Genomic DNA, 26,912 nt, shown 5'->3' on the forward strand with positions numbered 1-26,912 from the left:
CATACCCTTGGCTATTCCTATATCTTTGGGGGCTAAGGCACATGAAACTGATCTGGAAAGCGGGCGTTGCGGGCGCGGGAGCGCTGGCGGCGGCATGGCTCTTTGCGCTTTCGACGCCTTATTGGCTAATACCAAGGCAGGAAAACACCGTTGATGTCAGCGACAGAAATCTAATCGCCAAAGGTGAATATGTGGCACACGCAGGTGATTGCGCGGCCTGTCACACAGCACCCGGCGGCAAAAGCTTTGCGGGCGGCTTGGGGATGCAAACGCCGCTTGGCACGATCTACTCCACCAACATTACGCCCGACGCGCAAACGGGAATTGGTAATTATAGTTATAGCGACTTTGAACGCGCCGTACGACAGGGTGTGCGCAAGGATAACGTTCATCTTTACCCGGCTATGCCGTTCGTCTCTTACACGGTTGTCAATGATGACGATATCAAAGCTCTTTACGCGTTCTTCATGTCGAAGGTTGATGCCGTAAAGCAGGAAAACCAGCCTAGCACATTGCCCTGGCCGACGAGTATGCGCTGGCCGCTGGCTTATTGGCAGCTATTTTTCGGAAATTCCCGCTCATTCGAAATCGCAGCAGAGACAGACCCAGCCATCGCGCGTGGTGCCTATCTTGTAGAGGGACTTGGTCACTGCGGCGCATGTCATACGCCACGGGGATTGGCTTACGAAGAAAAGGCCGTAAAGAACGACCAAAAAGGAAACTTCCTTTCCGGATCAGTGCTTGAAGGCTGGTACGCAAAAAATTTACGCGATCAGGACACGGGGCTTTCGACCTGGGCAGAAGATGAGATTGTCACCTTCCTCAAAACAGGACGCACAGACCAGACGGCTGCATTTGGCTCTATGGCTGATGTTGTTCAACACTCAACCCAGTATATTGAGGAAGAAGATTTACGTTCGATTGCTCGCTATCTGAAATCACTCCCTCCAAGTGAGGGACGCGAGCAACAATGGAAGCCAAGCGAAGATGTCACAACTGCTGCGCTCAAAGCCGGTGATTTCATTGCACCCGGTGCTTTGTCTTATGTCGAGCAGTGTTCTGTCTGCCACCGCATGGACGGAAAAGGCGCCCCACGCATTTATCCCGCACTTGCAGGCAACTCCATCGTCTTCGCCGATGATCCAAGTTCGCTCATTCAGGTTACACTGACTGGTGGCAGAACGCCTGAAACCCCAGCGGATAAAATGACTTTCACCATGCCAGGTTTCGCCAACCTGCCTAACTGGCAGGTGGCTGAAATCCTCAATTTCGTCCGCAATAGCTGGGGCAATCATGGAAGCGTCATAACAGAGCAGGATATCGCGCGAATGCGACGTGAAATTGCCCATAAACCTGTTCACTATGTTCCGGAGAACAAGCAATGAAAACCACCGCTCTTGTCGTTCTCGGGGTAGGTTTCGCAGTGGCGGTAACAGGCGGTGCTTTCCTCTTCAACCATCTTCGACCAGTCTTGGACGCCCCAGCACCCGTGACTTATGCAGTGCTGGACAAGGATAAGACGCAGATTAACAACTATGTCATTCCACCGGATCGTGACATCCTGAAAGAACCCAATGCTTCTGAAATCATGCACGGAAAGCGCCTGCTTAATGAAACAGCCCGCCTGCTTCCCAATAATGTAGGCAATGGATTGAACTGCAATTCCTGCCATATCGGTCAGGGCAAGGTTGATAACGTCGCCTCTTATATCAACAGCAGCAATTTCTATCCTGCTGTTATGCCGCGTGCAGGGAAAGAAGTTGATTTGGTGATGCGCATCAATGGCTGCTTCCAACGTTCAATGAACGGCAAACCTCTGGCATCTGAGGGACCCGATATGTCTGCGATGGTCGCCTATATGGATTGGCTCCGGCAAGGTGTGACCAAGGGAACAAGAGTTGCGATCCGAAATGCGGGTCTTATCGATGAAAGTCTTGTCCCAAATCCGTCCGACGGAGCAAAAATCTACGCCGCGCAATGTTCGACCTGCCACGGCGCTGACGGAGAGGGTATGAAGGACGCGGCTGGCGATTACATTTTTCCGCCACTTTGGGGTGACGAAAGTTTCAATATCGGTGCAGGGCTCGCTCGTACCTATAAAGCAGCGCAGTTCGTAAAATATGCAATGCCACCTGCGCAAAACTACAACCTGCCCATAGGGCAGGGTGGTGTTCTAACCGATCAAGAAGCCATCGATGTATCGGAGTATTTCACCCACATGCCAAGGCCAGATTTCGCCGGAAAGATAAAAGACTGGCCTAACGGCAAAAAGCCGAAAGACGCCCGATATTGAGGGCGTGATATGCCGTATCAATCAACGCTCTGGCCACATATGGGGCCAGAGAATCCTATTAGAAGACATTGCAATCTGGTGTTTTAAAACTAACCAATAGTCGACAGACGCTCGCGATATTTATCGACAATGACTGCGAGAATAATGACAAATCCCGTAATCATCTGACGCATGAAGTCGCTAAGGCCGAGCAAAACGAGACCATTGGCGAGCACACCGATAATCACTGCTCCAAGAAGTGTACCCAGAATGGAGCCTCTGCCGCCGGTCAGGCTGACACCGCCGATGATGACTGCAGCGATGGCGTTCAATTCAAAACCGATGCCAATGATTGGGCTCGCGACGTTCAGGCGCGCCATATAGATAATTGCACCAATCCCCACGGCTGCACCTGCAATCGTGAAAGCGGCAATTTTATACCAGAATACTGGATGCCCGGCCAGCCGCACAGCTTCCTCATTGTTGCCAATGCCATACAGAAGACGTCCGAAAACGGTTCGATTAAGCACGAACCAACCGATTGCCACCATGGCCAAAGCGACGAGAAACGCCAGCGGTATGCCGAGTAGCGTCTGCGAACCAAACGCATTGAACGCGGGCGGAAAGGAATAGATCGCACGCGCATCAGTCACCTGTAGTGCTGCACCGCGCGCTATGTTGAGCATACCCAATGTCACGATGAAGGATGGCAGCCCCCAGTAGGCGCTTATAAAGCCATTCACAAATCCGCAAGCAATACCCACAGCAATCGACGCGAGCGTGGCAAGAGCAACGGCTTCGACAACGCCAAGTCCGGGTAAATTCATTACAGTGCCACCGACCACGGCACAAAGAGCCAGAAGCGACCCCACCGACAGATCAATACCGCCTATCAGTATAACGAAGGTCATACCTATCGCCAGAATAAGATTGATAGTCACTTGGGTGAGAATGTTGGTGATGTTATTGAAGGACAGAAAATGCTGCGTGGTGAGTGAGAACACCACGATAAGCAACACAAGCGCGAGGGCTATGCCAGAATCGCGCAAAAGATTTGCGAACCGAATTGAAGAAGAGCGGTTCGGAGCGACATTAGCCATGGGCTGCCATTCCTTGTTCTGAGGCATGCTGCTGAGATTTTAGAGTTTTGTAAGCGAGATTGAGAATTCGCTCTTCCGAGAATTCTTCGCGTGTCAGTTCACCAGTAATCGTTTGGTTGGCCATCACGAGGATACGATCTGACAGAGCCATAAGCTCCGGCAACTCAGAAGACACAACAAGCAGTCCCCTTCCCTCAGCGGCGAACGAACGAAGCAACGCATATATTTCTGCTTTGGCGCCTACATCGACGCCCCGCGTGGGTTCATCAAGCAAGAGGATCGAAGGTGAGCGCGCGAGCCATTTGGCCAAAACGACTTTCTGCTGATTACCGCCCGACAATGTGGCGACCCGGTCGCCAAGAGCACCGAACTTCAATTTCAGATCAGAAGCTTTTTCTTTTGCTAGTTGCAACTCCGACTGGCGATCCAGAAGGCCGAACCGCGAAACAGCTTTCATGTTCGCAAGACTGATATTCGCAGCAATCGGCATCTCGAGAATCAGCCCCTCGTCTTTGCGATCCTCAGTTACGAGGGCTATTCCCGCTTCAATTGCGTCGGCTGGAGAGCGGAGCTGGGTCTTTGCACTTTCGATGAACACATCGCCTGAAAGAGCTTTATCAATGCCAAAGATCGCGCGCAGCAATTCAGTACGGCCGGCACCGATCAGTCCGCCGATACCGAGAATTTCTCCCTTATGCAGGGTGAAGCTCACGCCCGTTGGATTGGGAGACCTTGAATGTCTTAGCTTCTCCACGCGCAGCAGTATGTCTTTAGTCGCGGCGGAGGGAACTTTCGCGTGCATTGGGTCGACCAGATTGCGCCCAACCATACCTTGGATGAGATCGTCGCTGTTGGTTTCACTAATCGGCTTCGTAAACACGGTCTTGCCATTGCGCATGACGGTTACTTGCTGACAATGATCAAATATTTCATCCAGATGATGCGAAACGAAGACGATAGCCACACCGCGGGCTTTTAGAAGGTCGAGGAGTTCAAAAAGTCGGCGTGCTTCATGTGCAGTCAGAGCCGCTGTTGGTTCATCAAGGATCAGGATACGGCTGTCGCTCATCAATGCCCGAGCAATTTCAACGAGCTGACGATGTGCAATACCCAGACGCTCAACCGGTATAGCTACATCCACTTCACTAAGGCCGATAGTATCGAGGGCAGCACGTGCCTTTTGCTTTAAGGTCGAGCGATCAAGGATTCCAAAGGCATTTCTTGGCAGATTTTCGAAGCAGATGTTCTCTGCGACAGACATATATGGAAGCTGACTGAATTCCTGATGAACCACCTGAACGCCTGCGTGTTTTGCCTCGCGTGGCGAAGCTGGCGCATAGGCTTGGCCATCCAACATCATGGTGCCGTCATCGCGCTTGATAATCCCGCTCATTATCTTGATCAGCGTTGATTTACCGGCACCGTTTTCACCCACAAGTCCGTGAATTTCACCGGGCTTTAGTTCAATATCAACACCGTCGAGGGCAATAACGCCACCGAAGCGTTTCCGAATTCCTTTGAGTGAAAGGATCGGGGCAGATTGCGCGTCAGCGCTGGTCTCGCCCATGGCTTTTCTCCGGTTGAATGATGGTGGTCCCACTTATATGGAACCACCACTCGACTGAGATTACTTCAGCTTATCAGCCGTGATCAGCTCCAGATCGGTTTTCACCCAACCTGTAAGTGGTGCGCCACCGGCAACCACTTCGAGCGCCTTGTCGATACCCATGGCAGCCATCTGTGATCCAAACTGGTCAACGGTTGCCAGAACCTTTCCAGCTTTGATTTCAGGCTGGATCGCTGGCAAATTGTCAAAGCCTACGACCTTGATATCGTTGCGTTTGGCTGCATCAAGTGCCTTAACAACACCAAGTGCCATCGAGTCATTTGCTGCCATTACGCCCTGGATATCGGGATGGGCGGTTAGCATATTCGTAAATACCGAATTGGCTTCCTCGGTTTCCCAGTGAGCCGTACGAGAGTCGAGCACGTCCAGACCGCCCTCTTTTGCGGCATCGTCAAAACCAAGTTTGCGCTGCACGGCATTATCCGCACCAGGATTTCCCTCAAGCATCACGACCTTGCCACCTTTACCGATCGCCCTGGCCAGTTCGTCACCAGACATTTTTGCACCAGCACGGTTGTCTGGGCCGACAAATGCCAACTCAAGGCCCGCGTCTTTCTTGGCCTGTGCATCAAGTTCCACGTCGATGTTTACAACCACAATGCCCGCATCAACTGCGCGTTTCAGCGGGGGAACCAATGCACGTGAATCTGCAGGGGCGATAACGATCGCATTCACACCCTGAGTGATGAAATTCTCGACTGCGTTGATCTGGGTTTCGATGTCCGTTTCAGACTGCATACCCACCGCCTTCAGCTTATAAGTGCCCTTTTCCTTGTTGTGGGCCTGGGCACCTTCGAGCATATTCTTGAAGAATTCGTTGGCGAGTGACTTCATCACAAGACCGACGACCGGTTTGTCGGCAGCGAAACTCGCTACCGGAGTTACGATCAATCCACTCGCCACAGCTGCTGCGGCAACAAAAGCTTTAAAGCGCATTCTTTCCTCCCCGTCCGTCGCTCTTCGTCTTAGGCAAGACCAGCGACGATTTTGACGATTGGCCCAAAAATTGTCCCGCGAGCGGCTTGCCCGGGAAACATGTCTCCTACCCAATAGTAGCCGTGCTTGTAACATGACCACCATAGGCTCAATCAAAAACAGAATAGAATTTTCGAGTCAATATGAAACGGTTCATTGTTTGCAATCGTGATTTCATCAAACTACCTCCCAATTTCGGCGATTTAACTGAAATACTGAACCAATTTTCCTTTCATGACAGGCTATCGGAACGACTGGACAAGAGAATTTTCAATTGTTACGTTTGTCAAATGAACCGTTTCATTTGGATAATGTAACATTTTTCTGAACGAGCAGTTCGACCTTTGGGAGAAAAGGAGGAGTTTTCGATGAAACGAATTTTAGCCGCTGTTTGTATCGCAGCGAGCACTTTACTCGCGTTACCGGCGCAGGCTGACACTGAAAAAATGATCATTGATACCGATTTCAGCACAATTGGTGACGATGGTCAGGTCTTGATCATGGCCGCACAGCTTTACAAACAAGGCACCATTGATCTCCTTGGTGTCACTGTTGTCACTGGCAATAACTGGCTGAAGCAGGAAGTTACCGATGCGCTTCGTGCCGTGGAGCGCTTGGGCATTGAGGACAAAGTTGGCGTCTATGCGGGAGCCAACTTACCGTTGGTTCATGATCCCCGCAGCTTTGAAAGCGAGCGAGCGCTGTTCGGTTTTGGTGAAAGCTACAAGACAGCTTTTCATCGCCCTGAACCAACCGAAAAAGACTTGATCGCCCCACCCGATGGCTTTGCAAAGAAGGCAAAGCTCGAGAAAGAAGACGCTGTCGATTTTATAGTCAATACGGTTAAGGCCAACCCGAATGAAGTAACGCTTCTGGTTATTGGACCTGTCACGAATGTCGCTCTCGCCATCCGCAAGAACCCAGAAATCGTGCCGCTTATCAAGCGTATCGTCTACATGGCGGGTGCTGTCGATGTCAAAGGCAACACGACACCTGCAGCAGAAATGAATGTCTGGGTCGATCCTGAAGCCGCACGTATCGTCATGCGCGCGCCAATTGAACAAGCTATGATTCCGTTGGATGTGACCGATATTACACAACTTGATAAAGAGACGTTTGACCGAGTGATCGCCGGTGACGGCCCAGTTCAAAAACTCTTTGCAGATAGCTGGATGGCCGAGATCTTTGCAAAAGATCCAAAAGCCGGCGCAAGCGTCTTTGATACCCTCGCCCTGGCCTATGCAATCGACCCAAGTTACGCAACGAAAGTGGACGATCTCTATATGGACGTCGATATCGCTTTTGGCCCGGGCTACGGGCGCACTCTTGGTTATTGGCAGAAGCAGCCAACAGCACTATTGCAAAAGATGAAAGTAGTTAAAGAGTTCGACAACAAGCGCTTCTTTGATCTCTACGTGGATTTAATGCAGCGTCCGGTGCCAATCAAGTTCGACAAATAAAACTAAAGGCGGCTCCGGTTAAGATTGCATCGCTGGGCTCGTCCTATCTATTTGTTTTTTACGCATTATCCAACGCAAAACCGCTTCGTATTTTTGCTGGAAGTGCTTTATTCTCTTGCCTCTCGGGATTTGCCGGGAGGCAAATGCAATTTGTGGGGCAGGCATTAATGGCAACGATAAAGGATGTTGCGAAACGGGCTGGCGTATCGGTCGGCACAGTTTCGCGCGTATTGAGCAACAATCCTTCCGTCACACCCAAGATGCGCGAAGCTGTCGGCGAAGCCGTCGCAGCGCTTGGATACCGACCCAACAACCTAGCACGCGGTTTGCGGCGGCACCGCACCAACATGATCGCTCTTGTCTTGCCAGATATAACCAATCCATATTTCTCGGAGCTTGCCCAGCGTATTGAAGCTGCCGCCTATAGCTATGGACATCTTGTGGTGCTGGCGGATACGCATGGCGACCGGGCGCGTGAAGAACAACAGATACTCGGGCTACGAGCTCACCTGCCTGCAGGCTTTCTTATAATTCCTGTCAATGCACATTCTCCGAGCTCTTTGACTGGTTCAATTCGAACAATTGCCCTTGACCGCCCCTATGGCAATCACCCGCTCGTTGCGGTCGATCATTACGCAGGCGGAGAGTTGGCAGCGCGTCACCTGCTTGGACTAGGACACCGAAAGATTGCCTATATTTCTGGTCCGTCCAACCTCACAATTTCCGCTGAGCGACGGAAGGGGTTTCTGGATTACTGCCAGCGCGCCATTCAATCTGGCGAGGTAGAGATGCCTATGCCTGAATTACTGGAAGCTGGTTTCGACTATAATTCCGGCGAGGCGCTGGCCGCGCAACTCTTTATGCGAAAGCGGGAGGAGCTGCCGACTGCAATTGCGGCCTCGAGTGATCAGCAGGCGATTGGTATTATGCGAGGGGCTTCCGATTACGGCATCTCCATTCCCCGCGATATTTCCATCATTGGCTTTGACGACATTCCGTTGGCTCGCCTTACCACACCACGCCTATCGACGATTGTGCAGCCTGTTAAGGCAATAGCCGAGAACGCAGTCATCGCACTTTTAGGAACCGATGTGCCACAACGTTCGATTTTACTCACACCGACAATCAAGTTGCGCGAAACGACGATCAAACTCTAAGGAGCATTCCGAAAAGTGTGGAGCCCGGTAGCGGAAAATTCGTCCACCGGGCTAGTTTCCGATGTAGATTTGATCGGAAAAGAGCGCACTCAATCCGGTTTTAATTGTGAGACTCTCTTTTGAAGAGACGCATTCTTCCTTGGCTTTCGGCAGTTCCGCTTGGTTGGTTGCCGCTCGGCACAACGATCAATCGTTTGTCGGAGCGATTGGTCGGCCTCGAATAATCTGTGCGCCGCTCCGGTCTTGAGCGATTTCGGTCTCGGTACGATCTATCTCGGTATGATCGGTCGCGATAATAACGATTATCTCGATAATACCTTGAATTGTATCTTGGTCCGCTGCGGTAAATAATTTCAGGCCCAGAATAGAGACCGCCATATGTCGGACCATAGTCACGATAGCCATCGTAGGAATACGATTCACTCACGCACCCAGACAGAGCAAATGACAGCAAGGCTATCACGCCCATAGACGTAAATGCTTTGAACTTGATCATGAATTTCCTACCTTCTTTATCGAATGTTCGACAATTACAATCTGCTTTCTAAATAACGAGAGCAAGTCACGAAATTCAATGTGTATGTTATTGTCCGAGATCACAACGAAAGTGTCGAAATTTCATCTCCTTACCGGAGCCCCGCATGATAAACGCAGCGCGGTTCCTACGAAGGAAACAACGCTTCCCTTTTTCGAGAGGCCCATACTGTCAAAGATCGACCGGTTTTCCGGAGTCTTCTTCTTCGAGAGTCACCGCTACATCTGCATTGGCTGATAGCCGGACCTTATCGTCGCTCTCTATATCAGCGACGAACCCAAGTTCGATATAATGATGATGATTTCGGTGGGCTTCCGAGTTGTCGGTTTTCTTCAGCTTGATGCGATTACCTTCAAGGCGATCAACCGTTCCAACGTGAACGCCATCCGCTCCGATTACTTCCATGTTCTCGTGGATTCTGTGCTGCATTGTCGCTTCCTCCTTGAAACCAAACCTATGCAAGGAGTTAGATAGCGCATAGATGTGCAGAGACTATCCCCAGATCGAATTAAAGATTGCGCTCATCGTGTGCACCATCCTGTGCTCAAACATATCATTGATCCGCTCAGTATGTTTGTCGGCATCGCTCCAGCTGCTGCTTCACCTGAATATAACGTCCGCAAAACAAAATTCTCATGTACTTAAGTGGACAAGAGGACATTTCTGTAATTTTTTACCGCTTCTTCTTCGGATAAAGACCTTCCCCTTTGTTCCAACAAAAAGCGATCATGTTGTGTATCAAGTTGCGCCAGTATAGCGTTGGCTAAAGCGGCCACATCTGCCACCGGCACAAGAATTCCGTATTGTTCGGTATTAGAATTTCGCTGGGGCCGCTGGGGCAATTCGTACTCACCACGGGACACCACACGAGTGCTTGTATAAGTACTCCAGGCAAGCCTTCGTAGCGCGATGACAACACAAACAAATCTGCTTGCCGCATGAACTTGAAAGGGTTTTGAACACCCCCCAAAACGATATACCATCAGCAATATTGAGTTCTTGTGCGCGTGATTTGAGATCCGCAAGCATTGGCCCGTGGCTCAATATAACTAAAGCACACTTCTTTATGCACTCGCACTTTCGTTGAGGCTTTCAATAATGTTCCGTAATCTTTCTGAGGCTTTAAATTACCGTCCGCCAGAATTACAGGAATATCACTATTTGAAAACCAAGAATGTTCGACTGCTTCAAACGACTGTTCCACGAAAGTCTGATTAAAAACCGCGTCGTAAAGGGCATGAAGACGATCGTCGGGAATTCGAAGAGTTTCAAACACATCTTTAGCAACGCCTTTAGACACCGATACTATGGCGCCGGCTTTGGCAAAAAAGTATCTTAGTGTCGGCACAATTTGATGCAGACGCCATTTCGAACGTCCCCCTGGCCCTTGGCCTAATCGATTTCTTTGCCCCAAAACTATGCGTGTCTCGACGCCCGCAACAGCCAACATTCCCATAATCCAAAGCGGTTAATAATGCTTCTGGCCGCACGCACCTGCCGGAGGTAGCGAGCAATCGCGGGTATGGCAGCGGTCGGCTTGGAGAGCTCGGAATAATTAAGAAGCGTAGCAGAAAAACTAGATCTTTGGTCCGCCGCTGCAGACCTTAAACGGTATCAATATCTGGCCGTGAGAGGTTGCGGCCAACAAACTTGCAAAAGATCGGGCTATTTCCTAGACTTGGGCCAGAACCATACCATCGTGGTGCGCAATTCAGTCTGGGGATATGACGAATAACTTTCGAAATACGCTGCTTTCACTCGTTATCTCGAATAACCAGTCGGCCTTCCCCCTGATGATGGATGCCAAATCGGACGATGCCATTGGGTTGCTGCGCGCTTAAACCCGCAGCGACCCTCAAATTCCAGTCACACTGAATGCGAAAAGTCCTGCCGGGCAACCGGTAGTTCCAACGTTTGGGATTTATTATGGCTATCTGGACTGAATTGGCGCGTGCCAGCAATGATGCTGGCGACGAAATTCTCTTGCGTCAAAGAGACGATATTTTCGAGATTCGATATAATGGACTGGAACTGATGTCCAACATCAATTTCCAATCTGAGACCGTTCTAGCGGAGCGCTCATTGAGACTGCTCGGCCGTTCGCCGAAGAGAGTATTGATTGGCGGACTGGGCATGGGCTTCACGCTCCGGGCCGCTCTGGATTACCTTCCAATTGATACCGAAGTCACCGTCTGTGAACTCGTGCCTGAAATTGTTGAGTGGAATCACTCTCGTATTGGTCACTTGGCGGATTTCCCACTTCAAGACCACCGCGTGAAAATTCGCATCGGCGATGTAATGGATACGTTAAATCAGAACCCGGCCACATATGATCTGATCTTGATGGATACGGATAATGGCCCGGATTTTCTGGTCCGAAGCACCAATGACGCAATTTACGCGGACCACGGTCTGACTGTAGTCGAAAGTGCTCTCACATCCAATGGTATAGCGAGTTTCTGGTCTGCAACGGCATCATCAGAATTTGAAAAAACACTCGACATCTTGGAATGGGAGTGGAGCCGTCAGGACATCTGCCTGATTGGCGGAAGAGCTGATGCTTTCCATTACATCTACTTCGTCATTCGGAGTCAGATGTCTGATAATTTCGGTTTCAAAATTGGAGAGAACCGGGAGCTCAGACAGATGATAGGTGTTTAAACAGACCAATTTGGGAGACGATCTTAAGATCTCCTCCCAAATCCGTTTTCCAAAGAAAATATCGTGTGAACACAACGGTCATATTCTCGCATGCTCATAGACACTGGCGATCTGCAAGGAATGCGGATAAATGCACTTTGATAAATATGAGTATGAGGGGTCTATGTCTTACTTCCCGAAATGGCGTCTTACTAACAACAGCGTAGTATTGCCTGATGAGAGGCTTCCGAGCGCTGCGGCTGTGCCGATGGGCATCCAGCATCTCTTAGCAATGTCCGGCTCGACGATCGTCGCCCCCCTGCTTATGGGGTTTGATCCGAATGTTGCGGTATTCTTCTCAGGTATCGGAACATTATTGTTCTTCCTGATGACCGGCGGCCGCGTTCCGAGCTATCTCGGCTCTTCCTTTGCCTTCATTGCGGTCGTCATTGCCGTCACCGGCTATTCCGGAAGCGGCCCAAATCCCAATATTGGCCTGGCACTTGGCGGTATTATTGCCTGTGGCGCGCTTTATGCCGTCATCGGACTGGTGGTTATGACGATCGGCACAGGCTGGGTTGAAAAACTCATGCCACCAGCCGTCACGGGTGCAATCGGTGTTGCAATTGGCCTGAACCTCGCCCCTGTGGCAGTTGGTCAGCTCAAGGGCACAGGCGCGCATATGAGCATCGCAATGCTTACGGTCCTCTGCATGGCGATGATTTCGGCCTATGGTCCACTCGCCACCAAGCGTGTCGCTGTGTTGCTGGCACTTTTGTTTGGCTATTGCCTTGTGTTGATTTTCGGCAATGGCTTGGGCATGGTCCCTGGCATAAATTTTACGGCTGTGAGTGCAGCCCCATGGTTCGGTCTGCCCGCTTTTGCAAAACCTGTTTTCACCTGGCCCGCTGTCACACTGATCGCGCCTGTTGCGATTGTTCTTGTCGCTGAAAACCTCGGGCACATTAAAGCGCTTGGCTCGATCACAGGTCAGAATATGGACCGCTATATCGGTCGCGGCTTTCTGGGCGATGGCCTTGCGACGATGATTTCCGGTTCTGGCGGTGGTACCGGTGTTACCACCTATGCTGAAAATATCGGTGTCATGGCCATGACCAAGGTTTACTCGACCCTAATCTTCGTAATCGCTGCCGTGGTCGCAATTGCGCTCGGCATGTCGCCAAAGTTCGGTGCGATCTTGCAGACCATTCCAGCACCTGTTCTCGCAGGTCTTGCAGTATCGGTCTTCGGACTGATTGCCTCCGCGATGGCGCGCATCTGGGTGGTGAACAAGGTCAATTTCGCCGATCCGCGCAATCTCTTCACAGTGGGCGTAGCACTGATTTTTGGTGCCGGTGATTTCACCGTCAATGTCGGAGATTTTGCACTGGGCGGAATTGGTACGTCCACCTTTGCAGCGCTGATCATTTATCAGCTGCTTAGCATTGGTCGCCCAAGCAGCGATGAGAAAAGCTAAATAATAGTGTCGCGCAGAACCTTTAAGGCTCTGCGCGACACTCCCCCGCCCAGCATCAAGCGCCCCGTTCTTATCAAGCGCGACGCGTACCTGAAGAAACGATATCGAGATAAACGGCCAGCACCAGAATGCTGCCCTTAATGATCTGCTGCCAGAAAGTATCGACGCCCAACATCGACATACCATTGTCGAGGCTCGACATGATCAGCGCTCCAACAAGCGCGCCAATGACCGATCCCACACCACCACGCATCGATGTGCCGCCGATAAAGCAGGACGCGATCGCATCAAGCTCACCGCCAAAGCCCGCTGACGGCGTTCCTGCTGCAAGACGCGCCGTCGTTGTCAGACCGGCAACCGCAGCCATCAAGCCCATTAGCGCAAACACCGCCATTTTTACGAAGTTCACATTAACGCCTGAAAAGCGCGTGGCTTCCAGATTGGAACCGACCGCATAAATGTGTCGCCCAAAGACCGTCTGGCGCGAAATGACAGTGAAAACACCGAGAATGACCAGCAACACCAGAACCGGAACCGGAACGCCTTGATAGCTGTTAAGGATCAAAATAAAGCCGAGGATCAGGATGCCCGTACCAAGAAGACGTGCTGTTTCCATCGCCGGTGACAGCGTTTGCAGACTGTGCTTGCGCTTGCTGGAGCGCGTTCGCAGTGTGATCAGAATGAGCACAGTGAAGAGGACCATGGCGCAGACATTGCCCAACCAGCCAGGCAGATAACCCTGTCCGATATATTTGAACTCCGGCGAAATCGGCGCAATGGTGACGCCGCCCATGATGCCCAGCACAATGCCGCGAAATACCAATTGTCCACCAAGCGTGACAATAAACGAGGGAATACCGAGATAGGCTGTCAGCCAACCGTTAAAGCCGCCCAAGATCACGCCGAGAACCAGAACCGTGCTCACTGTGGCCCATAGCGGCCAACCATAAACCACGTCCAAAACTGCGGCGACCCCACCAAGAAGCCCGAGCAGCGCCCCCACAGACAGGTCGATTTCACCTGCGACAATGACAAACACCATCGCCGAGGCCAACATGCCCGTAATCGCCATCTGACGCAGAAGATTAGAGAAATTGCGCGCCGTCAGAAACTGCGAGCGCCCCATTTCCGGATCATAAGTCATCACGGCAAAGAATGCCCAGATGAGGGCCACCACAATCAGCAGCGCCACGATCTTATATTCTGCAAGGAATTTTCTGAGGCTTTTGCCTGTCAACGTCATGTCATGCACCAGTTCAGATTAGCTGCGGATTGAGCATTTCCAGCAATAGTGCGAAGCGGTTTTGCTTTGGACAATGCGTAAAAACAAATAATTGGAGCCACCCCAGGATTTAGAATATTAGGCCGCATTGGTTGCAGGCTTGCCGATAGCGGCGGCAAGAACCTTCTCCTGGGTGAGATTTTCATTCGCGAAATCGCCACGTAATTTGCCCTCGCCAATCACGAGAACACGGTCGCTGATGCCAAGCACTTCCGGCATTTCCGACGAAACCATCAAAATTGCCACGCCTTGTTTGGCGAGCGCGAAAATCAGCTTATAAATTTCGTATTTCGCACCAACATCGACGCCACGCGTCGGCTCATCAAGTATGAGAACCTTGGGGTCTGGCAACATCATTTTTGAAAGCACCGCCTTCTGCTGATTACCGCCAGACAGCGATGCAATTGCCAGCATTGGATCTGCGGTTTTCACTTTGAGCCGCAGAATCTCGCGCTGAATGGTGGCAAGTTCCGATTCCTTATCGATCAGGCCGCGCAGTGAAAAGCGATCCAGTACAGAGATCGTCATATTATGACCAACCGGCATGATTGGAAGGATGCCGTCACGTTTGCGATCTTCCGGCACCATGCAAATGCCCTGTCGCACGGCATCACGCGGCGTGCGGATTTTGATTTCTTTGCCGTCAAGAAAGATCTGACCTGCATAAGCACCAGGCCACACACCAAACAAGCTTGATACGAGTTCGGTGCGCCCCGCACCTACAAGACCCGCGATGCCCAAAATCTCGCCGCGTCTCAACGCAAACGAAACATTGTCGACTACCTTGCGGTCGGGATTGGTGACATCCCAACAGCTCACGTTTCGAGCTTCAAACATCACCTCGCCAATATCATGCGGCTCACGCGGGAAAAGGTTCTTCATCTCACGTCCCACCATCATGGTGATGATATCAGGCGTGGTCAATTCAGCCATTGGCCTCGTCGCGATATGCGCGCCGTCACGAATGACTGTCACAGTGTCGGAAATCTCCGCCACTTCATCAAGCTTGTGCGAGATATATACGCAAGCCATGCCTTGCGCTTTAAAGTCTTTAATCAGATCAAGCAGAACCCGCGTTTCGGATGCAGTCAGTGCCGAGGTTGGCTCGTCAAGGATCAGAAGCTTGGCGTTCTTGTTGATCGCTTTTGCGATCTCAATCAATTGCTGCTTACCGCCGGAATAATGATAAACGGGGAGCGCAACATTGATATCGTGGATCTTAAGACGTGCGAGCAACTCCGTCGCCCGCGCATTCATCTGATCGTAATCGATGAAGCCACCATTGGTTGGCTCGGAACCCAGAAAGATGTTCTCAGCCACTGACAGATGCGGAACCATCATCAGTTCCTGATGTATAATTACGATGCCGGCAGCTTCCGTGTCGCGAATTCCAGCAGCCTTCAGCGCCTCGCCTTCCCAGAATATCTCGCCGGTCCAGGTGCCATGGGGATACACCCCAGAAAGCACCTTCATCAGCGTTGACTTGCCCGCACCATTTTCACCGCAGAGCCCGACACATTCTCCCGCGCGCACTTTCAGGTAAATGCCATCCAGCGCCTTCACGCCGTTGAACTCTTTACCGATGTTTCGCATTTCCAAAAGATATTCGGACATCAACAATGACCTTGCAGTATTTACATAGGAAACTAGCTTTGGGCTAAACCCTGAAGCGACTCCTGAAAGCCACTCATCTGGAGAATTTTATCCGACAACGCTGTCAGAAGCAGACCTGCCTTGCCTTATGTGAGGCCGGATGCTGGAAGCATAAGTTTCCAGCATCCGCCTCGCAATTTATACTCAAGTCTGCATCACCGAAGGGTTTTATTTTCCCTCTATCTGCTCCTTGGTGTAGAAGCCATCAGTTACATAGATATCGATATTGTCCTTGGTCACGGCCGTAGGCGTGAGCAGAAGCGTATCAACTTCCTTGGAACCATTGTCGATCTTGCCGTTGAACTCAGGCTTTTCGCCCTTGACCATTTGTACGGTAAGCTTGGCAGCTTCTTCAGCGATCAGCTTGAGTGGCTTGTAAACCGTAACGGTCTGTGTGCCATCAACCAAACGCTTAACGGCGGCCAGATCGCTATCCTGCCCCGAAACAGCAGTCTTGCCTGCAAGGCCCTGTGCTGCAAGTGCCTGAATTGCACCACCAGCGGTGCCGTCATTGGAAGCAACCACTGCATCGATCTTGTTCTGCGCAGCAGTCAGTGCGTTTTCCATGATCGAAAGCGCTTCAGTCGGGCTCCATTCCTTGACCCACTGCGAGCCAACGATTTTGACCTTACCTGAATCAACAGCTTCTTTCAGCGCCCGTTCCTGACCTGCGCGAAGCAGCTTCGCATTGTTGTCAGTTGGCGAACCGCCGAGCAGGTAATAATTGCCTTCTGGCTTTGCCTTCAGCACAGCCTCAGCCTGCATGAAACCAACACGCTCATTATCGAACGAAATGTAAGCGTCGATATCGGCATTGAGGATCAGGCGGTCATAGGAAAGAACCTTGATGCCGGAAGCCTTTGCGTCGGCAACCACCGCGTCAAAAACCTTTGAATTCATTGGCACGATCACGATGGCATCGACGCCCTGCGAGATCAGGTTTTCGACCTGCTTGACCTGCTTTTCTTCGTTGCCGTCAGCCGACTGAACGTTGACCTTGGCACCCAGCTTTTGTGCTGCCGCGATGAAATAATCGCGGTCGCGCGCCCAGCGCTCAACGCGCAGATCGTCGATGGAAAAGCCGATAACCGGATTTTCCGGCGATGCAAAAGCTGGTGTTGCGCCCATTGCCCCAATGCCGAGAGCTGCTGCAACCAGCGCGCCAGTTAGAAAATTACGACGTTTCATGCACTGTTCCTCCAATCACCGCCGGCGTTATGCCGGTTGATATAAATCCTCGCCCCGAACGAACCCGCCCCCGGAGTCTGGCACGACAAAGCAGCCCCTAACGAAGCTGCTTGATTTCATATCTGGCTGATCCTCCCTGTGGTGCAATGCACCAAGATCACTCCAGTGAGTCTTGCGCATAAAGGTGCAAGATCTCATCCTCGGATGCAATTGATACGTGAACAAAAATGAATAGCAAGCATTTTTTGATTTACGTACCTCATTTTTGATCCTATGTTCCGCTCCGAGGAGTGAGAATGAAACCCACCGTGCATGATATAGCCAGAACTGCGGGCGTCAGCCTCGCCACGGTAGACCGTGTGCTGAACGATCGCCCCGGTGTGAGAGCTAAGACGCGCGACCGTGTGACGGACGCGATGAACACGCTCGGCTATGTGCGCGACGTCGGTGCGGCCAATCTTGCACGGGGCAGGCTTTATCAGTTCGATTTCATTTTACCGGATAATGAAAATACCTTCATGCAGAGCCTTCGGGCAGAGCTGGAAGCAGCAACAGAGCGCGGACTTTCCGAGCGCGTTCTGATCAATCTCGTGCTGGTTCCGGCATTTGATGAAGCAGCTCTTGTTAGGGCACTAGACGCAAGTGCGGAACGCAAACCTGATGGTGTCGCGTTTGTTGCGGTCGATACCGATCCAGTGCGCAACGCCTGCTTGCGGCTTGCAGAACAAGGTATTCATGCAATTACCCTCGTTTCAGACCTCGGCAATTCATCCCGCGCGCATTATGTCGGCATCGATAACGGTGCTGCCGGTCGGACCGCTGCGCGCTTGCTGGGCCTTTTTGCAAGCGGCACCAATGGAGCCATTGCGGTTATCGCTGGCTCGCTGAAAGTGCACGACCATCAGGAACGTTTCGAAGGTTTCAAAAACGCCATGGAAACCGATTTTTCCGGGCGCGAGATTCTGCCGGTTCTGGAAGGTTTCGATGAAGGTGCGCGCGTTGAAAAGCTCGTTATAGAATTGCTTGAAAAGCGCAAAGACCTCGCAGGAATTTATAGTTTAGGTGCAGGCAACAGCGGGCTTGTACGAGCACTTGCAGCCTCCCGACATGACAACCAGCCACTCGTCATCGTCCATGAACGTGACGATATCACGTCGCACGCTCTGAAAGACGGTCTCGTTCATGCAGTCCTTGCACAAGATGCGGGCCATGAAATCCGCAGTGCAATCCGTGTTCTCAAAGCAACGGCGGATCGCCTGGCCATTGTGCCGGGACAGGAACATATCCGCATCGAAATCTTTCTCAAAGACAACCTGCCACAGCTTGACTGAGGCGCAGGCGAAACGACAATTCCACAGGAGCGATTATGTATCTCGGCCTTGATCTTGGAACATCCGGCGTAAAGGCGCTTCTGATCGACAGCGAACAGAAGTTGGTTGGCTCTGCCCATGGTGAGCTCGATGTTTCGCGCCTTCACCCTGGCTGGAGCGAACAGAACCCCGCACAGTGGATCATTGCATGCGAAACAGCTATTGATGGTCTGCGCGCGGCCCATCCAAAAGAATTTGCAGCCACTGCGGGCATTGGCCTCTCCGGCCAGATGCATGGCGCCACGTTGCTTGATGAACACGATCAGGTGCTTCGCCCCTGCATCCTGTGGAATGACACGCGCAGTTACAAGGAAGCGGCAGAACTTGATGCTGATCCGGCCTTCCGCGCGATCACCGGCAATATCGTTTTTCCAGGTTTCACAGCGCCTAAACTCGTTTGGATTGCGCGTAATGAACCAGATGTCTTTGCACGTACCCGCAAGGTGCTTTTGCCGAAAGATTATCTGCGCCTCTGGCTGACCGGTGAATATGTGTCCGATATGTCGGACTCGGCTGGCACGAGCTGGCTCGATACTGGCGCGCGCAAATGGTCACCTGAGCTTCTCTCAAAGACCAGCCTGACCGAAAACCATATGCCTAAGCTCGCTGAAGGCAGCGATGCAACCGGGACTTTGCGTGCTGAACTTATCGCGCGTTGGGGGCTTACGAATGCTCCCGTCGTTGCGGGTGGTGCGGGCGATAACGCGGCTTCCGCCTGTGGCATGGGGACAGTCCAGCCCGGTCATGCTTTCGTTTCGCTCGGCACGTCAGGTGTATTATTTGCAGCCAATGGTGCCTACCAGCCAAAGCCTGAGAGTGCGGTTCACGCCTTCTGTCACGCACTTCCCGGTACGTGGCATCAGATGGGCGTTATCCTGTCTGCAGCAAGCGCACTTGACTGGTTTTCCCACATCGTTGGCGCAACTCCACATGCGCTCGACACGGAACTTGGCGGCACACTCAAAGCACCCCGCAGCGTGACATTCCTGCCTTATCTTTCTGGCGAACGCACGCCTTACAATGACGCGAAAATCCGCGGTGTCTTCAGCGGCCTTGAGCATGAAACCGACCGCAACGCGATGACTCAAGCCGTGCTTGAAGGCGTGGCTTTTGCCATCCGTGACAATCTCGTGGCGCTGCAATCGACCGGCACAGAGATCAAATCGCTCATTGCTGTGGGGGGTGGCTCGCGCTCAGCCTATTGGCTGAAATCGATCGCGACCGCATTGAATGTGCCAATCTCGCTGCCTGAAGAAGGCGATTTCGGTGCTGCATTCGGTGCCGCGCGCCTCGGGCTGATCGCCGCCAGCGGCGCTGATCCATTTGCGATCTGCACACCACCTGGCACAGCCCGCACCATCGAACCTGAACAAGCGCTGATCTCGTCTTACGACGAGGCCTATGAGCGCTATCACGCACTTTATCCGGCGCTGCGCCCACTCGCCTAAAAAGTGAAGCGACAGCGTCACCAGCATCAACATTGGAGGAGCATGATGAGCACCGGATTTTTCGGCGACATCCAGAAAATACGTTACGAAGGACCTGACAGCGACAATCCGCTGGCTTTTCGTCACTACAACCCGGACGAAATCGTTCTTGGCAAGCGTATGGAAGATCACCTGCGCTTTGCGGTCGCCTATTGGCATACATTTGCATGGGAAGGCGGCGATCCTTTTGGCGGCCGCACCTTCGACCGTCCTTGGTATAAGGACAGCCTCGAAGCTGCAAAGCTGAAGGCCGATGTGGCGTTTGAATTCTTCTCACTGCTCGGCGCGCCTTTCTATTGCTTCCATGACGCCGACGTGCGCCCGGAAGGCAATAATTTCGTGGAGAACACCAGGAATCTCGAAGCTATCGTCGACGTTTTTGCGCAGAAGCAGGCCGAAACCGGCATCAAGCTTCTGTGGGGCACAGCCAATCTCTTCTCGCATCGCCGCTACATGTCGGGTGCTGCGACCAATCCTGATCCGGAAGTGTTTGCTTTTGCAGCTGCCACGGTCAAAACCTGCCTCGACGCAACCAAGCGCCTCGGGGGTGACAATTATGTGCTTTGGGGTGGTCGCGAAGGTTATGAAACCTTGCTCAACACCGATCTGAGCCGTGAGCTCGACAATATGGGTCGCTTCCTCAATCTCGTGGTGGAGTACAAGCACAAGATTGGCTTTAAGGGTACGATCCTGATCGAGCCAAAGCCACAGGAACCAACCAAGCATCAGTATGATTACGATGTCGCAACGGTTTATGGCTTCCTCAAGCGCTATGGTCTGGAAAACGAAGTAAAGCTCAACATCGAACAGGGCCATGCAATTCTTGCCGGTCATTCGTTCGAACACGAGCTGGCTCTCGCGCGCAGCCTCGGCATTCTCGGTTCCATTGACATGAACCGTAACGACTATCAGTCGGGTTGGGATACAGATCAGTTTCCGAACAATGTGCCTGAAATGGCGCTCGCCTATTATCAGGTGCTGCTCGACGGCGGCTTCAGGAATGGCGGCACCAACTTCGATGCCAAGCTGCGTCGCCAGTCGCTCGACCCGCAAGACCTGCTGATTGGCCATATAGGCGGCATGGATTGCTGTGCGCGTGGTCTTAAGGCCGCCGCCCACATGTTGAATGACGGTGCTCTAACGAAACCGCTTGATGAACGCTATGCAGGCTGGTCTGGTGATTTCGGTAAGAGAGTTGCGACCGGCCTATCGCTGGAACAGATTGCGTCAGAAGTTGAAACAAAAGACATCAATCCGCAGCCACGATCCGGTCGTCAGGAATATCTGGAAAACCTGGTCAATCGCTACGTTTAAAGCATTTGAGCTAAACGCGCGAAGTGGTTTTGCGTGAGGCGAATGCGATAAGACAAACAGTTACAGCGGTTCCAACGATTCAGTCTGAACCGGAACCGCTGCAACTGTTTTCAAAATACAAAACCCCGCTCATTGAGCGAAGTTTGGGTTTTAGTTAGACGCCACGTTATGCGACATCCGACAGGCGGCAAAACGATCAAGCGTCTGATCATAAGCGGAAGTTTTAACCGCCATCATACCAAGCACTGTGTGGAACAGATTGTCATGCGATGACGGTTCTGCCGTCGCCTTGCGCAAGCAATCGAGATTAAGACCCGTATCCGCTGCATATTCCGGTGCAAACCAGGTGATAAACGGTATATGGGTCTGCTGCGATGGCGCGATGAAATAGGGTGCCGCGTGAAGATACAGACCATCTTCACCAAGCGACTCGCCATGGTCGGACATATAAATCATAGCCGATGCAAACTTGTCCTCACGTGCTTTGAGGAGGTCAATCACTTCGGACAAAATATAATCCGTGTAAAGGATCGAATTGTCATAGGCATTGACGATTTCTTCCTGCGAACACTTGGCGAAATCGTTAGAGCGGCAATCCGGTTTGAAACCGGCATATTTTGCCGGATAGCGACGATAATAGGCCGGTCCGTGACTGCCCGTCATGTGCAAAACAATGGTCGCATTGCCGGCGACTTCGTTCAGCTCTTTTGAGAGACTATCCACCAATATCTGATCGAGACACTCACCACCTTCGCAATAGCGTTTGTCCTGAGCACCCTGCAGATCAATCAGCTTGATCCGCTCGGCAACGCCTTTGCTGCCCGTATTATTCTCGTACCAGCTAACCTCAACGCCTGCATGTTTGAGCACGTCCATCAGGTTTTCAGAGCCGCGGAATTTCGTATTGGAGTAATCTTCGCGCGTGAAAGGGGAAAACATGCACGGCACAGAAACGGATGTCTCCGTGCCACAGCTCGTTGTATCGGTAAAGGCAACAACGTCGCGCTTCTTCAAGTCAGGATTGGTTTCCCGCGCATATCCATTAAGGCTGAAATTTTGCGCGCGCGCCGTTTCACCCACAACGACAACCGTCACCAGCTTCTTGCCTGCTGGCAATTGCGTCAGCGCTTGCTTGGCATCCAGCCCAAGCGGCTCCATCGGAATGTCTCGATTTTTGACGATGTGCGAAACATATTGGATCGTGCTGGTGATCGGGGTGCTAGGCATCAGCTTTTGCATGATATCGGCTCCATGCTCGCGGAACATGGATGAATAGGCGGCGTAGTTGGTGCCGAGTATGGTGATAGCTGCAATCAGACAGGTGAGAATGACGCCTGTGTTCACCATCAGCTTTCTAAGCAGCGGGCGGTGTTTTACACGTACCCAAACAATCAAGAGCGAGGGGGGCATACCGTAAAACAGCATATGCCAAAGGAAGCTCGACGTCAGCAATGCACCAGACTCGGCCTGTGTGGTTGTGAGCGCAGCTTCAACGACATTCTTGTCGATAATCGTGCCAAATGTGTCCGTGAAATAAGAGCCGCCCGCAGCAATTATCACGAACAAGATAAGCATCGGCTTGATGATGTATTTTGCCGAGAACAGGACAAACAGCGCCACATGCAGCAGCAAAAGCGTGGCTACTATGCCCGCGAGTCTCATCGGTGCATCAGCATAATAGGTGCTGATCGCGTGCCAGAAGGACCTGTTTGTGAAAATGAGAATGTAGAGAACGGTGAAAAGGCACAGCGGCCCGCTGGCAATTGTGGGACGAAATTTCTGCATGACACACGCTTTCGAACGCTTTGAATTCGCGCGCCTTACAGGGCCGGCTGATGTAATGAGTCAGCTATATCAGGCACGTCTCAGTCAAACATGAAATCTTGATGGCTTTTCTACGGCGAACGAATTGTACCGCTGGCCATGCCGTATCGCACAAACAAGAACGCCGCCGTCATTGGCGGCGTTCTCGAGTTCGAATTTATATCAGAGACTAACCCATCCGCCATTTTTGTTCGAAGATCTTACGCAAGCATCGATGAACGCGACGCCTTTGACACCATCGTCGACAGTTGGATAGAGAACCGCACCATCAGGCTTTGTGTTATCGCGCTTGGCCTGAATGGCGTTGGCTGCTTCCACATAGATAGTCGCGAACGCTTCCAGATAGCCTTCCGGATGGCCGCCCGGCACCCGCGTGACGCGGGTTGCGGCATCTCCGACGCCTGAACCACCACGGGTGATCAACCGCTTCTGTTCTCCAAACGGCGTAAACCAAAGCCGGTTCGGGTCTTCCTGGGCCCATTCGATGCCGCCCTTGGTGCCATAAACGCGAAGACGCAGCGCATTCTCAAGCCCATTGCTACCGTTCCTCTCGTTGGGCCCGTTGAACAAAATGAGCCATCGACTGGCGATACGGGGTGCCGACATTTTATTTGCACGGCCTTTAAAGGAATGGCGAGCCAAGTCACTTGGACTTGTTGGTGCGCGCATCAAGCAGAAACCTGATGCGACGGTTTATGGCTACAGTCGGCACGGTAGCGTCGGGTTAACGGAATAGTCTGGATCGATTTGATATTCGATGGTTATGACCGAACTCCAGCCTGCTCATTTTCGACGTCACCGCTTCCCCGCCGAGATTATCGCCTATGCGGTCTGGCTCTATTACCGGTTTCCGCTCAGCTTTCGGGACATCGAAGATCTGCTGGCCGAGCGCGGTATGAGGTTTCGTTCTAGACCGTCTCGGAATGGGCTGCAAAGTTTGGCCTTAAACTCGCCCACCAACTCCGTCACCGCTCGCGAGGCCACTTTGCTGACAAATGGCAGTTTGATGAAATGGTGGTGACGATCAAGGGAATGAAATACTGGCTGTGGCGCGCCGTTGACGCCAATGGCCACGTCCTCGATGCGTTGTTGCAGACCAGGAGAAACAAACGTGCAGCCCTGCGGTTGATGCGCAAGCTACTCAAAGGACAGGGCATCTCCCCACGGGTCATGGTCACCGACACGCTGCGATCCTACGCTGCAGCGAAGACGGAACTGATGCCGGGCGTCGAGCATCGATCTCACAAGGGCATCAACAATCGAGCAGAGAATTCACATCTTCCCGTGCGCCGACGGGAGCGGCGTATGATGCGTTTCAACTCGGCCCGGCAATGCCAGCGTTTCGTCTCAGTCCATGGCCAGATCGCCAATCTTTTTCTACTTCATCGCAAACAACTCTCTGCCGCAGATCATCGAAAACTTCGCTCCCACGCCATCGCAACATGGCAAGACATCGCCCTGTCGATCAACACATGAAAGACGGCCTACGGGAAGAAGTGCGCCCGGTCCTAGATTAAGGCGACGCCTCCGTTCGGATTATCTAATATAAATATAATAAGACCTAATAATTTGCTCGCTTTGCGGAACTTGTCACACTCATCGGTTTAAGCACTTCATGCAAGGACGATGAGTGTGATATTCCGTTCCACCGGCAGATGCGCATGTCACCCAAACCCGTCATGCATGCGGGGCATACGGGTTTGGGTTTTGGCTACGCCGTCTCGCTATCCGACAAAGGCACGCTCCACTACGAACTCACCAGGTTTATTGTTCGAGCCTTCTCTGAAACCAAGGAGCTCTGCAAAAGCCCCAAGCTCACGTGTCATCTCGATTGAGCCGCAGATCATGATCCTGTCATTTGTCGGATCGAATGGTTTTATAGCAAGATCAGTGAATAGACTCTCATTCCAAATACGCTCTGTGATGCGCCCCATGCGCTCGTATGGTTCTCGAGTTGTCGTGGTATAATGGCTGAATTGGTCACCAGCGAATTCTGCAGTGAGTGGATTGGAGAGCAGTCCGCGCGCCAGATCGAATCCATAAGTGAGTTCCGCGACCTTGCGGCACGTATGGGTCAGAATGATATGCTCGAACTTCTCGTAGGTCGCCGGATCGCGTATAATGCTGGCGAATGGCGCGATACCAGTGCCCGTGGATAGCATCCAAAGCCTTCGTCCAGGAAGAAGAGCATCCACGACTAACGTTCCGGTCGTCTTAGGACGCAGCAGGATTTTGTCGCCTTCCCGAATATTCTGAAGATGCTGCGTTAGAGGGCCGTCTTCGACCTTGATCGAGAAAAACTCAAGTTCATCATCCCATGCGGGACTTGCGATGGAGTATGCCCGAAATACGGGCTTTTGGGCATTTGGCAGACCGATCATTACGAATTCACCCGATCGGAAACGAAAGGATTGAGGCCGTGTAGTGCGGAAAGAAAACAGTCGGTCTGTGTAATGGCGGACAGAGACGATGCGTTCGGCATGCACACCTGACGGGATGGGGAATAGATCTGAAGTAGCAATCGCTGAGGTTGCGGTCATAGGCCGTTCTCCATTTTTGGAAAGCCAGAAAGAGGGAAGACCTTGGACAATGAATTTGGCTCTTCTGCTAGTGCCTTGTATTGCCGCTTTTGCCATATCAGTGGTGATCGGTCGGTCACTAAATCAATATCGACGACGCCCCCGACAAACAAAACATGCGTTCCCGTTTCCACCGCGCCGAGCACCGTGCAATCCATTGCGGCGACTGCTCCAATCAACCTTGGGTGCCCGGATTTCCATTTGAGCCACCTGCCGGTGTCAAACCTGCGCTCGGGATCGCCGCGCCCGGCGAAGGCATCAGCAATTGTTTGCTGGCCCTGGGCAAGCAATGCAAAGGAGAAGCCGCCCGTTTTGACAATATGATCAGCGAGCCTGCTTGTTATATCGATTGATAGCAGAATTGCTGGTGGTTCCACCGACAGGGAAAACACCGAAGTCACAGTGCGTCCAAGACACTCCACACCGAACTGGGTCGTTACCAGCGATGCGGTGGTGCCCATAGACGCCATGGTGTCACGGAAGGTTCTTGTATCCACATAAGGGCGAAGCGCGGGTTCAAGTCGAAGTGCGTCGGTCATCTGGAAGTCGCTCGGTTCTCTTGTCAAGATCCTGTTCCCGGCAATTCAGAGAACAGATCGCGGAATTTGTTAGGCACGCCTTCCATCTCCTTGGCATTGGCAAGGGATACTCCCTTTTCGACAATGTTGGGCCACAGATTGGCAAAGCGGGTATTCAGTTCGAGCCAGCTATCAAGGCCTGGCTCGATATCAGGTTTAATAGCATCGATTGGACATTCCGGTTCGCATACACCGCAATCAATGCACTCGTCAGGATGGATGACGAGGAAGTTCTCGCCCTCATAAAAACAATCGACGGGACAGACTTCAACGCAGTCCATATGTTTACAGGCAATGCAGTCTTCAGTGACAACGTACGTCATTTAGGGATCCGGGGTCGACTTAAGGCAAAACGCAGCACCGGCTGGACCATGCTAGGCGGTACAACCGGTGG

General features: G+C 52.1%; 22 protein-coding genes and 2 pseudogenes. 10 read left to right on the forward strand and 14 right to left on the reverse strand.

The genetic code is table 11. The features are described 5' to 3' along the window. Window positions 1-41: 41 nt before the first annotated feature. Complete coding sequence (locus CES85_RS05275; RefSeq protein ID WP_095444946.1) at window positions 42-1,385, forward strand: c-type cytochrome; 1,344 nt, start codon at window positions 42-44, stop codon at window positions 1,383-1,385. Further along, window positions 1,382-2,293, forward strand: coding sequence for a c-type cytochrome (locus tag CES85_RS05280; protein ID WP_095444947.1), 912 nt, complete (start codon window positions 1,382-1,384; stop codon window positions 2,291-2,293). The genes CES85_RS05275 and CES85_RS05280 overlap by 4 nt, the downstream gene beginning before the upstream one ends. Window positions 2,294-2,382: 89 nt before the next feature. On the opposite strand, the gene CES85_RS05285 is transcribed toward CES85_RS05280, so the two are convergent. Genes CES85_RS05285 through CES85_RS05295 form a run of 3 tightly spaced genes read right to left on the reverse strand, consistent with a single transcriptional unit; the run spans window position 2,383 to window position 5,935 of the window. Next, complete coding sequence (locus CES85_RS05285) at window positions 2,383-3,372, reverse strand: ABC transporter permease (RefSeq protein ID WP_095444948.1); 990 nt, start codon at window positions 3,370-3,372, stop codon at window positions 2,383-2,385. Further along, on the reverse strand, window positions 3,365-4,939 hold the full coding sequence (locus CES85_RS05290; RefSeq protein ID WP_095444949.1) for a sugar ABC transporter ATP-binding protein: 1,575 nt from the start codon (window positions 4,937-4,939) through the stop codon (window positions 3,365-3,367). The genes CES85_RS05285 and CES85_RS05290 overlap by 8 nt, the downstream gene beginning before the upstream one ends. A gap of 60 nt (window positions 4,940-4,999) precedes the next feature. Next, complete coding sequence (locus tag CES85_RS05295; RefSeq protein ID WP_095444950.1) at window positions 5,000-5,935, reverse strand: sugar ABC transporter substrate-binding protein; 936 nt, start codon at window positions 5,933-5,935, stop codon at window positions 5,000-5,002. Window positions 5,936-6,342: 407 nt separating this feature from the next. On the opposite strand from CES85_RS05295, the gene CES85_RS05300 reads away from it, so the two are divergent. Both CES85_RS05300 and CES85_RS05305 read left to right on the forward strand, forming a co-directional pair. Next, window positions 6,343-7,434, forward strand: coding sequence for a nucleoside hydrolase (locus CES85_RS05300; RefSeq protein ID WP_095444951.1), 1,092 nt, complete (start codon window positions 6,343-6,345; stop codon window positions 7,432-7,434). 167 nt (window positions 7,435-7,601) lie between these two features. Further along, a complete protein-coding gene (locus CES85_RS05305) occupies window positions 7,602-8,591 on the forward strand; it encodes a LacI family DNA-binding transcriptional regulator (protein WP_167388249.1) in 990 nt (329 codons plus the stop codon). Window positions 8,592-9,297: 706 nt separating this feature from the next. Here CES85_RS05305 and CES85_RS05315 read toward each other — a convergent pair. From CES85_RS05315 to CES85_RS27065, 3 genes are all read right to left on the reverse strand, one after another. Next, window positions 9,298-9,555 carry a DUF2171 domain-containing protein gene (locus CES85_RS05315; RefSeq protein ID WP_024897672.1) on the reverse strand — a complete coding sequence of 86 codons (258 nt, stop codon included), beginning with the start codon at window positions 9,553-9,555 and terminating at the stop codon, window positions 9,298-9,300. A gap of 334 nt (window positions 9,556-9,889) precedes the next feature. Then, window positions 9,890-10,096 carry a glycosyltransferase gene (locus tag CES85_RS28230; RefSeq protein WP_157743405.1) on the reverse strand — a complete coding sequence of 69 codons (207 nt, stop codon included), beginning with the start codon at window positions 10,094-10,096 and terminating at the stop codon, window positions 9,890-9,892. A gap of 12 nt (window positions 10,097-10,108) precedes the next feature. Then, window positions 10,109-10,576 carry a glycosyltransferase family protein gene (locus CES85_RS27065; RefSeq protein ID WP_157743406.1) on the reverse strand — a complete coding sequence of 156 codons (468 nt, stop codon included), beginning with the start codon at window positions 10,574-10,576 and terminating at the stop codon, window positions 10,109-10,111. Window positions 10,577-11,052: 476 nt separating this feature from the next. On the opposite strand from CES85_RS27065, the gene CES85_RS05325 reads away from it, so the two are divergent. Both CES85_RS05325 and CES85_RS05330 read left to right on the forward strand, forming a co-directional pair. Then, window positions 11,053-11,787, forward strand: a complete 735-nt coding sequence (locus tag CES85_RS05325) for a spermidine synthase (RefSeq protein ID WP_157743407.1) — start codon at window positions 11,053-11,055, stop codon at window positions 11,785-11,787. Between the two features lie 163 nt (window positions 11,788-11,950). Continuing rightward, entirely contained in the window at window positions 11,951-13,243 is a 1,293-nt protein-coding gene (locus CES85_RS05330; RefSeq protein ID WP_095444955.1) for a solute carrier family 23 protein, read from the forward strand. A gap of 73 nt (window positions 13,244-13,316) precedes the next feature. On the opposite strand, the gene CES85_RS05335 is transcribed toward CES85_RS05330, so the two are convergent. From CES85_RS05335 to xylF, 3 genes are all read right to left on the reverse strand, one after another. Beyond that, the gene (locus CES85_RS05335; RefSeq protein ID WP_095444956.1) at window positions 13,317-14,486 is read right to left on the reverse strand and encodes a sugar ABC transporter permease; all 1,170 of its coding nucleotides are present in this window, start codon (window positions 14,484-14,486) and stop codon (window positions 13,317-13,319) included. Between the two features lie 117 nt (window positions 14,487-14,603). Next, complete coding sequence (locus tag CES85_RS05340) at window positions 14,604-16,139, reverse strand: xylose ABC transporter ATP-binding protein (protein WP_095444957.1); 1,536 nt, start codon at window positions 16,137-16,139, stop codon at window positions 14,604-14,606. Between the two features lie 207 nt (window positions 16,140-16,346). Then, a complete protein-coding gene (gene xylF, locus CES85_RS05345; RefSeq protein WP_095444958.1) occupies window positions 16,347-17,366 on the reverse strand; it encodes a D-xylose ABC transporter substrate-binding protein in 1,020 nt (339 codons plus the stop codon). Between the two features lie 296 nt (window positions 17,367-17,662). On the opposite strand from xylF, the gene CES85_RS05350 reads away from it, so the two are divergent. The 3 genes from CES85_RS05350 to xylA are packed head-to-tail and all read left to right on the forward strand — an operon-like array spanning window position 17,663 to window position 21,537. After that, window positions 17,663-18,697, forward strand: coding sequence for a LacI family DNA-binding transcriptional regulator (locus tag CES85_RS05350; RefSeq protein ID WP_095444959.1), 1,035 nt, complete (start codon window positions 17,663-17,665; stop codon window positions 18,695-18,697). A 35-nt stretch (window positions 18,698-18,732) separates the two neighbouring features. After that, window positions 18,733-20,184, forward strand: coding sequence for a xylulokinase (gene xylB, locus CES85_RS05355; protein ID WP_095444960.1), 1,452 nt, complete (start codon window positions 18,733-18,735; stop codon window positions 20,182-20,184). Window positions 20,185-20,229: 45 nt separating this feature from the next. Beyond that, complete coding sequence (gene xylA / locus CES85_RS05360) at window positions 20,230-21,537, forward strand: xylose isomerase (protein ID WP_095444961.1); 1,308 nt, start codon at window positions 20,230-20,232, stop codon at window positions 21,535-21,537. A gap of 150 nt (window positions 21,538-21,687) precedes the next feature. Here xylA and CES85_RS05365 read toward each other — a convergent pair whose 3' ends face one another. Next, a complete protein-coding gene (locus CES85_RS05365) occupies window positions 21,688-23,322 on the reverse strand; it encodes a phosphoethanolamine transferase (RefSeq protein ID WP_095444962.1) in 1,635 nt (544 codons plus the stop codon). A gap of 201 nt (window positions 23,323-23,523) precedes the next feature. Beyond that, window positions 23,524-23,895 (reverse strand): annotated as a pseudogene (locus CES85_RS05370) (Gfo/Idh/MocA family oxidoreductase); the annotation flags it as partial. A gap of 229 nt (window positions 23,896-24,124) precedes the next feature. On the opposite strand from CES85_RS05370, the pseudogene CES85_RS05375 reads away from it, so the two are divergent. Next, window positions 24,125-24,837 (forward strand): annotated as a pseudogene (locus CES85_RS05375) (IS6 family transposase). Window positions 24,838-25,085: 248 nt separating this feature from the next. Here CES85_RS05375 and CES85_RS05380 read toward each other — a convergent pair. From CES85_RS05380 to fdxA, 3 genes are read right to left on the reverse strand one after another with little or no spacing between them, the layout of a single operon-like run. Next, entirely contained in the window at window positions 25,086-25,901 is an 816-nt protein-coding gene (locus tag CES85_RS05380) for a ferredoxin--NADP reductase (protein WP_095444963.1), read from the reverse strand. After that, window positions 25,898-26,479 (reverse strand): flavin reductase family protein, encoded by a 582-nt coding sequence (locus CES85_RS05385; protein WP_095444964.1) that lies wholly within the window; start codon window positions 26,477-26,479, stop codon window positions 25,898-25,900. The genes CES85_RS05380 and CES85_RS05385 overlap by 4 nt, the downstream gene beginning before the upstream one ends. A 23-nt stretch (window positions 26,480-26,502) precedes the next feature. After that, window positions 26,503-26,841, reverse strand: coding sequence for a ferredoxin FdxA (gene fdxA, locus CES85_RS05390; RefSeq protein ID WP_095444965.1), 339 nt, complete (start codon window positions 26,839-26,841; stop codon window positions 26,503-26,505). Window positions 26,842-26,912: the final 71 nt, after the last annotated feature.

The sequence above is a fragment of the Ochrobactrum quorumnocens genome (assembly GCF_002278035.1).
Taxonomy (GTDB): Bacteria; Pseudomonadota; Alphaproteobacteria; order Rhizobiales; family Rhizobiaceae; genus Brucella; species Brucella quorumnocens.

Coding starts and splice junctions, on each gene's coding strand:
- xylB (WP_095444960.1), top strand. CDS start 18,733: ATGTATCTCGGCCTTGATCTTGGAACATCCGGCGTAAAGGCGCTTCTG.
- xylA (WP_095444961.1), top strand. CDS start 20,230: ATGAGCACCGGATTTTTCGGCGACATCCAGAAAATACGTTACGAAGGA.
- CES85_RS05305 (WP_167388249.1), top strand. CDS start 7,602: ATGGCAACGATAAAGGATGTTGCGAAACGGGCTGGCGTATCGGTCGGC.
- CES85_RS05325 (WP_157743407.1), top strand. CDS start 11,053: ATGGCTATCTGGACTGAATTGGCGCGTGCCAGCAATGATGCTGGCGAC.
- CES85_RS05365 (WP_095444962.1), bottom strand. CDS start 23,322: ATGCAGAAATTTCGTCCCACAATTGCCAGCGGGCCGCTGTGCCTTTTC.
- CES85_RS05315 (WP_024897672.1), bottom strand. CDS start 9,555: ATGCAGCACAGAATCCACGAGAACATGGAAGTAATCGGAGCGGATGGC.
- CES85_RS05280 (WP_095444947.1), top strand. CDS start 1,382: ATGAAAACCACCGCTCTTGTCGTTCTCGGGGTAGGTTTCGCAGTGGCG.
- CES85_RS05300 (WP_095444951.1), top strand. CDS start 6,343: ATGAAACGAATTTTAGCCGCTGTTTGTATCGCAGCGAGCACTTTACTC.
- CES85_RS05350 (WP_095444959.1), top strand. CDS start 17,663: ATGAAACCCACCGTGCATGATATAGCCAGAACTGCGGGCGTCAGCCTC.
- CES85_RS05340 (WP_095444957.1), bottom strand. CDS start 16,139: ATGTCCGAATATCTTTTGGAAATGCGAAACATCGGTAAAGAGTTCAAC.
- CES85_RS05285 (WP_095444948.1), bottom strand. CDS start 3,372: ATGGCTAATGTCGCTCCGAACCGCTCTTCTTCAATTCGGTTCGCAAAT.
- CES85_RS05335 (WP_095444956.1), bottom strand. CDS start 14,486: ATGACGTTGACAGGCAAAAGCCTCAGAAAATTCCTTGCAGAATATAAG.
- CES85_RS05275 (WP_095444946.1), top strand. CDS start 42: ATGAAACTGATCTGGAAAGCGGGCGTTGCGGGCGCGGGAGCGCTGGCG.
- CES85_RS27065 (WP_157743406.1), bottom strand. CDS start 10,576: ATGTTGGCTGTTGCGGGCGTCGAGACACGCATAGTTTTGGGGCAAAGA.
- CES85_RS05295 (WP_095444950.1), bottom strand. CDS start 5,935: ATGCGCTTTAAAGCTTTTGTTGCCGCAGCAGCTGTGGCGAGTGGATTG.
- CES85_RS05385 (WP_095444964.1), bottom strand. CDS start 26,479: ATGACCGACGCACTTCGACTTGAACCCGCGCTTCGCCCTTATGTGGAT.
- CES85_RS05290 (WP_095444949.1), bottom strand. CDS start 4,939: ATGGGCGAGACCAGCGCTGACGCGCAATCTGCCCCGATCCTTTCACTC.
- CES85_RS05330 (WP_095444955.1), top strand. CDS start 11,951: ATGTCTTACTTCCCGAAATGGCGTCTTACTAACAACAGCGTAGTATTG.
- CES85_RS05380 (WP_095444963.1), bottom strand. CDS start 25,901: ATGACCGCAACCTCAGCGATTGCTACTTCAGATCTATTCCCCATCCCG.
- fdxA (WP_095444965.1), bottom strand. CDS start 26,841: ATGACGTACGTTGTCACTGAAGACTGCATTGCCTGTAAACATATGGAC.
- xylF (WP_095444958.1), bottom strand. CDS start 17,366: ATGAAACGTCGTAATTTTCTAACTGGCGCGCTGGTTGCAGCAGCTCTC.